Here is a 14,933-nt window from a genome sequence, read left to right as displayed (position 1 = left end):
CCACAGGCTGAAATATGCGACATAATGTCGAGCATAAAATCAAAACGAAACTTTTACGCAAGGATAGTACGATGACACTGAGCTGTATTCAACAACCCCATGAACATTTGAATGCGAATTTGGACAATGGCGTACTGACCTTAGCCATTAACCGACCTCAGGCGAAGAACGCGCTGTATACAGAATTATATCTGTGGATTGCAAAAGCATTAGATGAAGCTGATCAAGATACTTCAGTGCGTGTAGTAGTACTCCGTGGTCAAGATGCCGACTTCAGTGCGGGCAATGACATGCAAGATTTTATGAAATCTGCTGCTCAAAAAGGACAAGCTCCAGCTTCAGAAGGCGCACCTTTTATTTTGTTAAAATCTGCTGCTCAATTTTCTAAGCCGCTGATTGCTGCGGTTCGCGGTGTTGCCATTGGGATTGGTGTTACGATTCTGCTTCATTGCGATCTTGTCTACAGCGACAATACTGCCCTATTCCAAATTCCGTTTGTGAGCCTTGGTCTATCGCCTGAAGGTGCATCGAGCAAGCTATTGGTTCAACAAGCCGGCTACCATAAAGCGGCGGAATTACTGTTAACTGCTCAGAAGTTTGATAGTGCGACAGCGCTTTCAGCAAATTTGGTCAATAGCATTGAAGAAGATGCTTATGCGACAGCTGCGAAAAAAGCAGCACAGTTATCTGCACTTCCACTAGCATCTTTGGTTCAATCAAAAGCATTAATGAAACATAATGTAGATGAAATCGTGGCATGGATTGACCATGAAGCTGAAATTTTCATGGATCGAGTAGGCTCTCCAGAAATGATGGAAGCTGTTGCCGCCTTTATGCAAAAACGCAAACCTGACTTCTCTCAGTTCAATTAATGTTTTAATGGAACTAAAAAACCACTCATATTTGGGTGGTTTTTTTCATCTCAGCCCCAATCTATTTTCTAAATTAAAAAACTGGATGTTTCCACATGACTGCAGTATCACAAACTGAAACTAAACCTGAAAAGAAACGCTACTACGAGCCTGCGCCTGAAGGCATCGATATCGAGAATTTTAAAAAAGTTGTACAAAGCCGTCGTTCTGTACGTAAGTTTACCGACAAGGCCATTCCAAACGACGTTTTAGATGAATGCTTAGACCTCGCCTTGCTTGCACCGAATTCATCGAATTTACAACCGTGGACATTCTATGTCGTTCAGAACCCTCCAAAGAAAAAACAATTGGTGAAAGCTTGCTTAGGGCAACTAGCTGCAAAAACTGCTGCTGAATTGATTGTCTGTGTCGCGCGTACCGACCGTGTAGATGAAATGGCAAAACGGAATATTTCGGAATTTCCATTTCCTGAAGCACCTGCAGCGGTACAGAAGTATTACAAGTTCATTCCCTATAACTATAAGACAGGCTACTTCAACGCCTTAGGTAACTTTAAGAAAGTAGCTTTCAAAGTAGCACGGACATTGGATAAACAATTGCCTGTAACAGCATTTAATGAAGCAGATGCAAAACTTTGGGCGAGCAAAACCACAGCATTGGCTTGTGAAAACTTAGTTTTGGCTTTACGCGCCTATGGTTTTGACAGTTGTATGATGGAAGGTTTTGATGAACCTTTGGTGAAGAAGATTTTAGGATTAAATGCACAGCAATACCCAGTGATGGTGATTGGTGCAGGTGAACGTGCTAAAGATGGTGTATTCTTCCCTCAGTATCGTTTTGATCGTGAGCTGTTTATTCAGAAAATATAATTTGCTTTCAAAAGAATAGTCACAACCACAATTAGCTACGTGACTTTAGTTTATAACGCGTAGGTATTACGTTACTTTGAAGGATCAAAGTAACCAAAATCCCTTGTTAGACAGAAGATTCATCCTTGAATCTCTGTCTAACGGGTGACATCCATGTCACCCTTCGTGTATCTACTTTTTTCTATAACTTAAAAATTTAAAAGCATCATTAAAATTGAATATCCACTATTTGAATAAACTCAAATGCTGGCTCTTCATAAGGATGACTTACTTTTAAAGCCCTTGCGACCTCACTCGCTTTATCTTCAGGCACTATGGTTTCCACACGCCATTCAGGGATAGATTCAAGCTGATCCAACTCACCTATAAAAGGATTTGCGCCTTTTACAGGTTTAAATTGCCCCTTCCCTAAAACTTGCCACGCGCAGTGTTCATAGTTGCCTATACCGCCTGCTCCTGCTTCAAATACGGCCAGTTTAGTCGACTCTAAGTGAGACTCAGGTACATAATAAATCAGTTTTAACATTGGTTATTCCAGACTCTATTGTGCAGTTACATTATTTAAAGCACTGTAAATCATTTTCAATGCCACATTATTCGATGCATTCGGATAGGTTGCATATAAACCTAGTTTCGGTAATTCCACATCTGTTTGAATGACTTTGACCGAATCATTTAAAAATTTGAGTAAATATTCGGGCACAAAACTCAGGCCCATGCCCATATTAATCAAATTTAAATGCTGCATGACATTTGTTACCCACAGCATATGATCATGTTGATGCTGATCAAAAGGAATCAAGGCATTTAAGGTATCGTAAAACACAGGAGAAGCATTTTGCTCACACATAATAATGGTGTGATTTTTTAATTCTTGAAGTTTTAAGATTCGATCTGATGGATGCAGATGCGCTGCACCGACTAGATAGATCTGCTCACTTAAAACCTGAATATTGGTAAAGTCGTCATGACTTAAGTGATATCGCGTAAAACTAATATCCAATTCAGTATTTTTTAGTTTTTGAATCTGCTCTGTACACGTCAAGCTATGTAAATGAATTTTCAAATCAGGGATATGTTGTTTTAATTGCGCCAAAATACTCGGCATAATTTTCAATTCTGCGACATTTAAAAAGCCAATATGTATTTGATTATTTTTGGCTTGCGCCACGTGGCGAGCTGCTGCTATAGCTTGTTTGGCATTTTCTAGTGCTTGCTCTGCATATTTCAGAAAAGCCTGCCCCTCATCGGTCAGTAAGACTTTTCGGGCAGAACGTTCAAATAATTGCACCCCAACCTCCTGCTCTAAGTCTTTAATTTGCTGACTGAGCGATGGTTGTGCTGTAAATAGTTTTTCCGCTGCCTTAGTGAAACTCTGTTCTTTCGCCACCGTCACAAAATAACGTAAATGTCGTAATTCCATTCGCTTCACTCCACACACTCACTACATCACCCGTGTCATGCAGTCAAAATACCAATAGATCTATAGTTTATATGAATATCCATTCTACTCGGAAAATCATTTGCCTAGACTGCGGACTATTCCAAGTTTGCGCTTCACATACACATGGAGTTTTGTATGACACAGCAATACGATACCGATGTTCTGATTATTGGCACAGGGCCTGCAGGTTCTACTTTAGGTTTAGCCTTGGCAAATTACGGTATTCAGGTTCAGCTTTTTACCCAATTTAATTGGTTAGCCAATAGTCCGCGTGCCCATATTACCAACCAACGTGCGATGGAAGTGTTACGTGACTTAGGTATCGAAGAACAAGTTCTCGACATTGCCACACCTTGGGAACAAATGGGTGAAAGCCTCATTACCACCAGTCTTGTCGGTGAAGAAATTGCCCGCATGAGTGCTTGGGGAACCGGTGATGAACGTCATGGCGATTATATTAAAGGCAGTCCTTGTCCATTGGTCGATCTCATTCAGCCGAAAATGGAAGCTTTGTTAGTAAAAAATGCGGCTGAACGTGGTGCAATTTATAATTTTAATACTGAATATTTATCGCATATCCAAGATGAACATGGCGTAACAGCAACATTCCTTAATCGCATTACCCAAACTGAATTTAGCTTACGTGCCAAATATTTAATTGGCATGGATGGTGCGCGTTCTAAAGTGCTTGAAGAGCTTGATTTGCCCCTCGAAGGGATCATGGCTCGTGCAGGTACAGTCTATGTCACGTTTAAAGCTGATCTTTCACAATACGTGAAACACCGCCCTGCTATTTTGCAATGGATTGTTAACCCTGAAGCCAGCTTTGGTGATCTGGGTATGGGCTTACTCCGTGCTATTACACCTTGGAATGAATGGATTATGGGTTGGGGCTTTGATATTTCCAAAGGCGAACCGCAAGTCACCGAACAGCAAGTGCGTGCGCGTTTAAATGCCTTTGTCGGCGCTGAAGTTGAAAATGTCGAAATTCAAAAACTGTCTTATTGGTATGTGAACCAAACATGGGCAACTGAATACTCGAAAGGTCGTGTATTCTGCGGCGGTGATGCGGTACATCGTCATCCACCATCAAGTGGCTTAGGTTCAAATACCTGTATGCAAGATGCTTTTAACCTCGGTTGGAAATTGGCATATGCCATTAAAGGTTGGGCTGCTCCTACTCTACTTGATTCTTATACATTAGAGCGTGCGCCTGTTGGCAAGCAAATCGTGGCGCGTGCCAATCAATCTCGCTTTGACTATAAGCATCTCAAAGAGGTATTTGGTTTTGACCAAGGCATCACAACTCAAGCTCAAATGATGCAACGTATTTTTGCAGAAGATGAACAAGCTGCAGAAATCCGTCAAAAACTGTTCCATGCTTTAGAAATTAAAAACTTGGAGTTTAACGCGCAAGGTGTAGAGCTAAATCAACGTTATACGTCCAATGCAGTGATGGTTGAATCTGAACCTGAAGTATTTGAAAAAGACCAACAACTGTATTTACAAGCAACCACACGTCCGGGGGCAAAAGTTCCGCATACTTGGATTATTGATGCCAAAGGCGATAAGCAATCAACGTTAGATATTACAGGGCATGGTCGCTTTACCCTACTGACAGGTCTTTCAGGAAAAGGTTGGAAATCTGCTGCTGAATCGTTGAATCTACCTTATTTAGATGTGATTCAAATTGGTTCCCGTGAATACCGTGATGTGTACGGTACGTGGAATGCTAAATCTGAAATTCACGAGTCAGGTGCTGTGTTGGTTCGTCCAGATGGTTATGTGGCATGGCGTTATCAAGACAGCACTAATGATGCGTTTGATTATGAAAATACGTTGAAGGCGGTGTTAAAACAGATTCAATTGGCTGTTTAATCAAAAAAATCACCTTCGGGTGGTTTTATTAATTCAATATTTTAGGATTTTTCTTTCCAACAATGTTGTTTTTTTTCTACACCTATTTCAGCTTTATCTAACAACAATACTAAATTTTGTGTTCGATTATTTGAACTTTTTGGCACAAAACTATTTTGACTATATCCATTTTTATAAACGCAAATCGACCAACTATATTTTGCTGGAAATATATGAATAAATTGCAAACTTTTCTCTGCAGAAAATGTAGCAATTCCGTCCTGTGTTTTTTTTAATGTAGATTCAGTAAAAGACTTGCCTTGCCATGTTGTAAGATTTAAAAATACTTCTGCATCGTCCAACTTTTCATTTTGATCATTGATAACAGTTATATTAATTTTCGGATGCTTCGTTTTAAAATAGGAAAGCACCCACTTAACAATGTTGACGGAAACATAAAGCCTAAAAGTAAAAATATTTTTATATCTTTTAATAATACAAATTGTTTAAAGCTCATTATTAATTTTTGCAGTTTTTTAATTATGCATTAGTTTACATAAAAAACCGCCTCACGGCGGTTTCAATTGTTCAAATATTACATCTGTAAAGCATAACCCAAAACTAAAAACACCAACTGCAAACACACGACTGCACCAAAAAGCTTCCAGCCCTTTTTACGCAGCGCAGACTTATCAACTGCCGAATATTCCGCTGTTTTAATCATGTCATCACCTCATCATGAGTGTTGATACTGAACTCGTTTAGTTATCCATCTTTCTTTTATCTTGCTGTCTTTAATCTTGCATAGTTATTGTGCATAAAATACACACTAGCATGTTTCCACAAATATAAAAGCAAAATCTAAACCAAGTTCAGTGGGAGAAATAAAAATTTAAAACCAACAAAAAACCACCCGCAGGTGGTTAAAAATCGAAAGCGATTATATGTGTAAAAACAAGCATTCACAATAATTAATATATCTTTTGGTAAATTTTAACCATAAAAAAGCCACCCGAAGGCGGCTCTTTTCTATGATTCATCTATCTAAGATTAACCAATAAATTTACGTGCATTACGGAACATACGTAACCAAGCACCGTCTTGATCCCAATCTTCTGGTTTCCAAGAATGCTGAATCGCACGGAAGTTACGTTCAGGGTGCGGCATCATAATTGTTGCACGACCGTCTTTAGATGTTACACCTGAAATCGCTTCTGGTGAACCGTTCGGGTTCATTGGGTAATGCTGCGTTGGGTTGCCTTGACTATCTACATAACGCAAGATCACTTGATCGCCAGCATTCAATGCTGCAATGTTTTCTGCGCTTGTAACCACACGACCTTCACCATGTGCTACAGCGATAGGAAGAATCGAACCTTCCATACCTTCTAACAATACAGAGTTAGATTTTTCAACGCGTACGTTTACAGCACGAGCTTCAAACATCTCTGAAGTATTGCGGTGGAAACGAGGCCAAGCGTCTGCACCTGGAATTAATGGTGCAAGCTGAGACAACATTTGACAGCCGTTACAAATACCTAGAGAGAAAGTTTCATCACGGTTGAAGAATTTCTCAAATTGGTCACGAAGTTTAGGATTGAACAATACAGATTTAGCCCAACCGCCGCCTGCGCCCAATACGTCACCGTAAGAGAAACCGCCACATGCCACTAAGCCTTCAAAGTCATCAAGACTGATACGGCCAGCAAGCAAGTCGCTCATGTGTACGTCTACAGTGTTGAAGCCGACTTTATCGAATGCAGCAGCCATTTCTACATGACCGTTTACACCTTGTTCACGCAGAATCACCATGTTTGGACGGCGTTCATTGATGTATGGCGCTTCGATCGGCTCGTTCAAATCAAATGTCGGTTTTGCAATTAAACCTGCATGTGATTTGTCAGCGATCAACGCATATTCTTGATCCGCAGTTTCTACGTTGTCACGCAGACGTTGGATTTGATGCGACACTTCTGTCCATGCTTGCTGTAAATCAGCACGCTCTAAGCTCAAACCATTCACAGTTAAAGTATCTGTATCATTTACAGTACCTACAACCGCAATTGCATCTTTCAGGCTAGACGCTGCAACTTCAGCTTCTAATGCAGCCCAATCCGCTTTGCTGATTTGAAGCACTGCGCCAATTTCTTCTGCAAACAAGCTTGCAGTAGATTGATCTTCAAGCGCTGCACCTAGACGTGAAGCGAACATCATTTCTGCAACAGTTGCCAATAGACCGCCATCACCGATGTCATGGTAAGCCTTGATTAGACCACGGTTGTTCCAATCTTGAACCAATGCAAAGAATGCTTTGAAATCATCGAAGCTGTCTACGTCAGGTGTTACAGAACCGATTGCTTTATAAACCTGAGCAAGGATCGAACCGCCAAGACGGAATTGACCTTTAGAAAGATCGATACGTACCAGTACAGACTCGATATTTTTAAGTTCAGGTGTAAGTGTTTTGCGAACATCCGTCACAGGTGCAAATGCTGTGATTACGCCTGACATTGGAGAAGTCACAGATTTGTCTTCGCCTTCGTCATTCCACGTTGTACGCATAGACAATGAGTCTTTACCTACTGGAATTGCGATACCTAAAGCAGGACACATTTCCATACCGATGGCTTTAACACCTTCGAATAGCGCTTGGTCTTCACCTTGTTGACCTGCAGCAGCCATCCAGTTTGCAGACAATTTAATATCGCTGATCTGGTCGATTTTTGCAGACATGATGTTTGAAATTGATTCTGCTACAGATAAACGTGCAGAAGCAGCAGGATTTAACAACGCAACTGGCGGACGTTCACCCATTGCCATTGCTTCACCTGTATAACCGACAAGGCTTGTCGTTGTTACTGCAGCATCCGCTACAGGCACTTGCCACTTACCGACGAACTGATCACGTGCAACCATACCTGTAATCGAACGGTCACCAATTGTGATGAGGAACGATTTAGATGCAACTGTTGGGTTCTTAAGAACGCGGTAAATCGCATCTTTTAAATCTGTTACTGTTTCAGCAGTGAAGTCATCGCCTTTACGTTCAATTGTTTCGTATGAACGGCTCATACGCGGTGTACCGCCAAGCATCACTTGCATTGGCATATCCACAGCTTTGTTTTCAAACAATGGATCGTTCACTGTCAATTGACGCGCTTCAGTTGCTTCACCAAGTACGGCGAATGGGCAGCGTTCACGCGCACATAATGATTCAAATAATTCTAATGAGCTTGGACGGATTGCCAATACATAGCGTTCTTGCGCTTCATTCGACCAGATCTCCATCGGAGACATGCCTTTTTCAAGCGATGGAATTTTACGCAGATCAAGTATCGCACCTAACTCGTGATCGTTCACAAGTTCAGGCATGGCATTTGAGATACCGCCCGCACCCACGTCATGTACAGACACGATGGGGTTATGGTCTTCCATGCGCCAGCAGGCATCAATCACTTCTTGGCAACGGCGTTCCATTTCTGGGTTTTCACGCTGTACAGAAGCGAAGTCTAGATTTTCACCTAACTTACCGCTATCTACAGAAGACGCTGCGCCACCGCCTAGACCGATCAACATTGCAGGACCACCAAGTACGATTAAAAGATCGCCCGGTTGGATCGCATCTTTTTCAACGTGGTCAGGACGGATGTTACCGTAACCGCCGGCAATCATAATTGGCTTATGGAAGCCTTTTACGTCGCCATTGACATTTTGTTCAAATGTACGGAAGTAACCATTTAACGCAGGACGACCAAATTCATTGTTAAACGCTGCACCACCCAATGGGCCTTCAATCATAATTTGAAGTGGAGATGCCATACGAGATGGTTTGCCGTAGTTTTCTTCCCATGGCTGTTCAAAGCCCGGAATGTTCAAGTTAGATACGGTAAAACCTGTTAAACCTGCTTTTGGCTTACCACCACGACCTGTTGCGCCTTCGTCACGGATTTCACCGCCCGAACCTGTTGCTGCACCAGCAAATGGTGCAATCGCTGTCGGATGGTTATGTGTTTCCACTTTCATCAAGATGTGAGCGGCTTGACTCTTGTATTTATAAACGTGGTGACCTGTTTCAGCATCTAGTTTTGGATAAAAACGCTGTGTGTCAAAACCAACAATTACAGAAGCGTTGTCTTTATATGCCGACAATACATCTGTAGGTGATTCTTTATAGGTGTTTTTAATCATTTGGAACAATGATAATGGTTGAACTTCACCATCAATTGTCCATTCTGAACCGAAGATTTTGTGACGGCAATGCTCTGAGTTCGCTTGAGCAAACATCATCAATTCGATGTCATGCGGGTTGCGACCCATTTTTGTGAATGCATCGGTTAAATAATCGATTTCTTCATCAGAAAGCGCAAAACCAAATTCAGAGTTAGCTTTTACCAACGCTTCTTTACCTTGACCCAAAATATCAATTGAGTTTAAAGGCTTTGGTTCAGTTTCAGAGAAAAGTGCCGCAGCATCTTCAATAGCATTGAAAACGCTTTCTGTCATGCGATCATGTAATGCTAGTTTTACTTCATCAGAAACAGCATTTACACCCTTCAAAGTAAACAAAACACCGCGTTCAAGGCGATGAACCGGTGTATTACAGTTGGCAAAAATGTCTGTTGCCTTAGACGACCACGGAGAGATGGTTCCAACACGTGGCGTCACTAAAATTTGGACTTCGTCACTTGCTGCTTGGTGCAATTCAAAAGATTGACCATCGTTGAGAAGCTGTAAAGCGGATTGCTGTTGTTGCTCGTTGAGCGCTTGGTCAAAAAGGTAAACCCATTGACTTTCAATTGATTGAACAGAACTAATTGACGTTAAACGTGATAATAGTTGAGTTTTCTTAAATGAAGAATGTGCAGGTGCACCGGCAACGATAAACATGCTGATTTTGGCTCCACGGGATGATCGAAAAGACCATGCCACAATGTGACTTGAGAGAGCGCATATTCTACTGTGTATTAGTTAAATCAGCTAGATGTGAAAGTGAAATTGTAGTGCTTATATCGGGAAGTTTAGGCAATAATGCTTTTATTTTTAAATAATAAAATTGAATTTAGTCGCACAGATTAACACAAAATTATCTGATTTTTTCATTTCATCCTAAGAATAATATTCAAACTATAAAAATGTTTTATTTTTCAACAACAACTCACTTTTTAATCAAGCGTTCAAATCATATTTGAAAATTAATTTCAGGTCTAAATGTGTGAGATTTAAACCTGAAATTCATAAAGACTAAAATCAATTCACATTTGAAATTGAAACATTTTATTTATTCAAATCTGACAATAGATGTTGAATTACATTAAGGGCTAAGTTCAGTGAGTTTACATCTACACCATCAATCGTATCGCAAGCCTTGTGGTAGCACGGTGCAAATTCGAGTTCATCACCTTTCATTTGCTCATTAAATAAAATTAGTGAAGTAACGGGAACTTTCCCTAAAAATGGCAAAGTATCGCTTGCTGTTAAAGTCGTTACATCATCTTTAATCTGCATATTATTGGTTTTAAAATATTGACGCATACTTTGTTCTAATGCAGCATCCTGCGGGTGCTTAGGTAATTGACTCATGCTGTCTAAAATTGGCTGATAATCACTTTGTGCAAGTCCATTGGCTTTAAACTGTGCCGCCATTTCTCCAATTGATGAATGGTCACCATCGGCAATCATGATATTCGGATTCTTTGTTCCCACCATATCAACATTGATATAGGCTTGAATGCCTTGAGGCTGTTTCTCACTGAGTGATTTCACAAAAGCTTGTGAACCTGCAATACCAACCTCTTCCGAATCCCAAAAGGCAAGATATAGTGTGTGTTTAGGTTTTACCTTTTGCTTCGCATAGTCTTGTAATAATGCTAACAATACTGCAACGCCTGAAGCATTATCATTAATCCCAGGCCCCATTTTCACCGAATCATAGTGTGCGCCGACTATCACAGCGGTATCTTTGTATTGCCCTTCAATCTCAATCACAATATTTTGCCCAACGGTCTTTTCTCGATTTTCAAATGGCAACATTTGCGCGTGCAAGCCTGCTTTCTTGGCTTGTTCAAGAATATATTGTGCAGAAGCCAATCCACCTGCTGTACCTACTGCACGATTGCCACCATTTTGTTCCGCAATTTCTTCAAATGTTTCTAAATGATGCATCATGCTATTTTCTGATGCAGCAACATTTTGGTTTGGCTGCACTTTCGTTATATTTTTTTCTGTGTTGAAACTTGTACAACCTGACAAAAAAAATGTCACGCCCAAACTTAGTGCAGTCAACGTAGGAAGAAATTGTTTTCTATACATTTAAATTATTCTCATTAAAAATTAAAAAATGGGATAAAAGGTAAAATTTGCCCATCTATACTAACAGCCCATTTTTAAATTTCTGTTTTGTTTTGCATTTCATTAAGGCAAATCACTCATACATCTTTTAAGACAAGTTGTGTCGTCCCACACTAGTGCTTTTCTGCTAAGTTTGGCATTATTCAATTCAAGTAATAATTGAATAATGATAAATGACTCAAATGCGTTGGCTTGAACTTCTTTCTACAGTTCGTATTGGTAGTAATAAACATAGCTCTGAACAGGCACGTAGCCCCTTCCACAAAGACTACGACCGCATTATTTTTTCGCAAAGCTTTCGACAATTAAACCGCAAGACCCAAGTCCATCCCCTCACCCAACACGATGGTATTCATACTCGCCTGACTCACTCTTTAGAAGTGTCTTGTATTGGACGTTCATTAGGGATGCTGGCGGCTGAAAAAATTAAAGATGAACTCCCGATGTGGATTTCACCTGCCGATGTCGGTGCAATTATTCAAGCTGCGTGCTTGGCACACGATATTGGTAATCCACCTTTTGGCCATGCAGGCGAATATGCCATTCGAGAATGGTTTGATGACGCATCGCATACCAACTTTTTACAGGACTTAAGCCCTGAAGAAGAAGCCGATGTGCGTCAGTTTGAAGGTAATGCTCAAGGTTTACGCCTACTGACGAAAATTGATTATCATCCGAATGATGGTGGTATGCGCCTAACTTACGCAACCTTAGGGGCTTACTTAAAGTACCCATGGCTATCCAAAACTATTGCATCACAAGGAAATACGCCTGCCAGTCAGCGTGCCAAGTTTGGCTGTTACCAAGCCGAAAAAGACATCTTGCAGCAAATTGCAGAACAATTGGGTTTAATTCAACTGGGCGAATATCACTACTGTCGTCATCCGTTGACCTATTTGCTTGAAGCCGCAGATGATATTTGTTATGCCCTGATTGATTTGGAAGATGGCATTATTCTCAATATGTTGAGTTATAACGAAGTTGAGCCAATTTTCCTTGACCTGATTGGTGATTATGGTATTCCTGCCGAACTTGCAATGACCGATACCACATGGCAGCAGAAAATTGCCGCTTTGCGTGGCCGTGTGATGAAGCGTTTGGTTGAAGAAGTAACTACAGCTTTTGCACGTCATCATAATGAAATTTTGACTGGCCAACTAAAAGGCAGTTTATTGCAATATTGCAGTGAAGATATTGAAATCGGGATTAACCGTGCCAAAGAACTGGCTCGTGATAAAATCTTTGAACATCCACATAAAGCAGGTTTGGAAATTATTGCACACCAAAGTTTGCAAAATATTTTGGATGCCTTTATTCCACTGACCACGCCAAATAAAACTTTGAGCTTTAAAGAGCAACGATTGATGTCTATTTTACATCGTTCAGGAGCACATTTTGGTATGTCGCATTATGACAATATTATGCAAGTACTCGATATCATCTCTAAGTTTTCAGATCATCAAGCCTATAATTTAGCGCAAGAGTTACAAGGGAATAAAGTTGGTTTCTTTTAAACCATTAAAATATCGAAGGCTAGCAATTCACTATCCTTCACGCTAATCTCACAACAAATTGAAATTGAGCAAATAGCTCAGACTAAACTGAAATAAAGTGAATAAATGACATGATCGGATGCTTAATTGGCGAAGTGCTGGCATTGGAAGCACCAACAGTATTACTCAATGTAAATGGTGTGGGCTATGAAATTGACACCCCACTTTCAACATTTTGCCAACTACAGAAAGGTCAAAAAATTACCCTGTGGACACATCTGGCTGTTCGTGAAGATGCACAACTGCTGTATGGATTTAGCAATGCTCAAGAAAAACTGATCTTTCGCACACTATTAAAAGTCAACGGCGTAGGCCCTAAAATGGCACTGGGCATTTTATCAACATTAAGTGTTGAAATGCTGATTCACACGGTTGAACATGAAGATGTAAACACTTTAGTCAAAGTTCCGGGTGTAGGCAAAAAGACCGCTGAACGCCTCATGATTGAGTTACGTGATCGCTTTAAAGCCATGGCTTCAGGCACTGCACCAACCAATTCAACCGTTGAACAAATTCAATTTTCGGGCAACTCTGCCGTAGCCGAAGCTGAGGCGGCCTTACAATCATTAGGTTACAAACCAATTGAAGCACAAAAATTAGTGAATGCTGCCAAAGGTGACTTTACTGAAGCCAGCGACATTATCCGTGCTGCATTAAAGTCGATGAATAAATAATTTTTGGTTTCTAATGAGCACTACATCCTTTGCCTTTTAGAGCTATAGACAGTATGTGAATCACGCAGGCGACAAGGATGTCGCCGTTAAACTGTGCTACAAGGACGTAGCATCAGTTTAACAAATGGGTTTTGTCACTTTTGCCCAGTCAAAAGTGAGAATCGCCTATACAATGACATTTAAAGTTCAATCGCTTTTTGAGGCTGTGATTCTTCCACAACGATATAGAGATTAGTTAAATAATTATGCAAGACCGTCTTATCAGTGGTTCAGAAAAACCCGAAGACCACTTCGACCGTGCCATCCGTCCAACATCCCTCGATGACTACATCGGGCAGCCTGTCGTCCGTGAACAAATGGAAATCTTTATTGGTGCTGCACGTGGCCGTGAAGAAGCGCTGGATCACACCTTAATTTTTGGCCCTCCGGGTTTAGGTAAAACCACACTAGCCAATATTATTGCCCGTGAAATGGGTGGCAACTTAAAATCAACATCAGGCCCCGTCCTTGAGCGTGCCGGCGACTTGGCAGCCATGCTGACTAACCTTGAAGAAGGTGACGTACTGTTTATTGACGAAATTCATCGTCTTTCACCGGTGATTGAAGAAATTTTATATCCAGCCATGGAAGACTATCAGTTGGATATCATGATTGGTGAAGGACCAGCTGCCCGTTCTATCAAGCTCGACTTACCTGCATTTACATTAGTTGCAGCAACCACACGTGCGGGACTACTCACCTCACCTTTACGTGATCGTTTCGGGATTGTGCAACGTTTAGAGTTCTATTCCGTAAAAGATCTGACTCATATTGTGACTCGTTCAGCCAACTTAATGGATGTACCGATTACTGAAGATGGCGCACTGGAAGTTGCACGTCGTGCACGTGGTACGCCACGTATTGCCAACCGTTTATTACGCCGTGTTCGAGATTATGCCCAAGTCAAAGGTACAGGCGAAGTGACCCAAGAAATGGCGCAACGTGCTTTGGACATGCTAAATGTCGATAAAGATGGTTTAGACACGCTAGACCGTCGTTATTTATCAATGCTACTTGAGCGTTTTGACGGCGGCCCTGCAGGTGTTGAAGCTTTGGCTGCAGCTATGGCAGAAGACTCAGGGACGCTAGAAGATGTGATCGAGCCTTACCTCATTCAGCAAGGTTATGTCATGCGTACTGCACGTGGACGTATTGCCACCAATATGGCTTATTTACAGTTTGGGATGACACCACCAGAGCCGAAAGATAAATAGACGATTATTCACTGAACGACTTCAGGGAGTTAAATTCTCCCTGAATGTTTATTTAAATTTTTA

12 protein-coding genes are annotated in these 14,933 nt (G+C 41.0%); 6 read left to right on the top strand and 6 right to left on the bottom strand.

The annotated features are described in order from the left end of the window. Window positions 1-71: 71 nt before the first annotated feature. Window positions 72-872, top strand: coding sequence for an enoyl-CoA hydratase-related protein (locus tag AVJ20_RS02055; protein ID WP_078192396.1), 801 nt, complete (start codon window positions 72-74; stop codon window positions 870-872). A 95-nt stretch (window positions 873-967) separates the two neighbouring features. After that, the gene (locus AVJ20_RS02050) at window positions 968-1,741 is read left to right on the top strand and encodes a nitroreductase family protein (protein ID WP_111883957.1); all 774 of its coding nucleotides are present in this window, start codon (window positions 968-970) and stop codon (window positions 1,739-1,741) included. Window positions 1,742-1,949: 208 nt separating this feature from the next. Here AVJ20_RS02050 and AVJ20_RS02045 read toward each other — a convergent pair whose 3' ends face one another. After that, complete coding sequence (locus tag AVJ20_RS02045) at window positions 1,950-2,267, bottom strand: NGG1p interacting factor NIF3 (RefSeq protein ID WP_111883956.1); 318 nt, start codon at window positions 2,265-2,267, stop codon at window positions 1,950-1,952. 15 nt (window positions 2,268-2,282) lie between these two features. Continuing rightward, entirely contained in the window at window positions 2,283-3,164 is an 882-nt protein-coding gene (locus AVJ20_RS02040) for a LysR family transcriptional regulator (protein ID WP_111883955.1), read from the bottom strand. 156 nt (window positions 3,165-3,320) lie between these two features. Here AVJ20_RS02040 and AVJ20_RS02035 point away from each other — a divergent pair, with 156 nt between their 5' ends. After that, on the top strand, window positions 3,321-5,063 hold the full coding sequence (locus tag AVJ20_RS02035) for an FAD-dependent monooxygenase (RefSeq protein WP_111883954.1): 1,743 nt from the start codon (window positions 3,321-3,323) through the stop codon (window positions 5,061-5,063). Between the two features lie 41 nt (window positions 5,064-5,104). Here the strand turns inward: AVJ20_RS02035 and AVJ20_RS02030 are convergent, their stop codons facing one another. The 4 genes from AVJ20_RS02030 to AVJ20_RS02020 all read right to left on the bottom strand — a co-directional run bounded on the left by AVJ20_RS02030 (window position 5,105) and on the right by AVJ20_RS02020 (window position 11,351). Then, window positions 5,105-5,473 (bottom strand): hypothetical protein, encoded by a 369-nt coding sequence (locus AVJ20_RS02030; RefSeq protein ID WP_111883953.1) that lies wholly within the window; start codon window positions 5,471-5,473, stop codon window positions 5,105-5,107. A gap of 164 nt (window positions 5,474-5,637) precedes the next feature. Beyond that, window positions 5,638-5,766 (bottom strand): KGW motif small protein, encoded by a 129-nt coding sequence (locus AVJ20_RS18855; protein WP_257223017.1) that lies wholly within the window; start codon window positions 5,764-5,766, stop codon window positions 5,638-5,640. A 326-nt stretch (window positions 5,767-6,092) separates the two neighbouring features. After that, window positions 6,093-9,929, bottom strand: a complete 3,837-nt coding sequence (gene purL / locus AVJ20_RS02025; RefSeq protein WP_111883952.1) for a phosphoribosylformylglycinamidine synthase — start codon at window positions 9,927-9,929, stop codon at window positions 6,093-6,095. Between the two features lie 387 nt (window positions 9,930-10,316). Beyond that, window positions 10,317-11,351, bottom strand: a complete 1,035-nt coding sequence (locus AVJ20_RS02020) for a M20/M25/M40 family metallo-hydrolase (RefSeq protein WP_416240531.1) — start codon at window positions 11,349-11,351, stop codon at window positions 10,317-10,319. Window positions 11,352-11,563: 212 nt separating this feature from the next. On the opposite strand from AVJ20_RS02020, the gene AVJ20_RS02015 reads away from it, so the two are divergent. The 3 genes from AVJ20_RS02015 (at window position 11,564) to ruvB (ending at window position 14,870) form a co-directional block, all read left to right on the top strand. After that, complete coding sequence (locus AVJ20_RS02015; RefSeq protein WP_111883951.1) at window positions 11,564-12,904, top strand: deoxyguanosinetriphosphate triphosphohydrolase; 1,341 nt, start codon at window positions 11,564-11,566, stop codon at window positions 12,902-12,904. Between the two features lie 110 nt (window positions 12,905-13,014). After that, window positions 13,015-13,617 carry a Holliday junction branch migration protein RuvA gene (ruvA, locus tag AVJ20_RS02010; protein ID WP_111883950.1) on the top strand — a complete coding sequence of 201 codons (603 nt, stop codon included), beginning with the start codon at window positions 13,015-13,017 and terminating at the stop codon, window positions 13,615-13,617. Between the two features lie 245 nt (window positions 13,618-13,862). After that, complete coding sequence (gene ruvB / locus AVJ20_RS02005) at window positions 13,863-14,870, top strand: Holliday junction branch migration DNA helicase RuvB (RefSeq protein WP_111883949.1); 1,008 nt, start codon at window positions 13,863-13,865, stop codon at window positions 14,868-14,870. The last annotated feature ends 63 nt before the right edge of the window (window positions 14,871-14,933 follow it).

Source organism: Acinetobacter sp. CFCC 11171 (genome assembly GCF_003268405.1).
GTDB classification, from domain to species: Bacteria; Pseudomonadota; Gammaproteobacteria; order Pseudomonadales; family Moraxellaceae; genus Acinetobacter; species Acinetobacter amyesii.
Note: the sequence above shows the minus strand (reverse complement) of the source record. Positions and strands in the feature narration are given on the sequence as shown.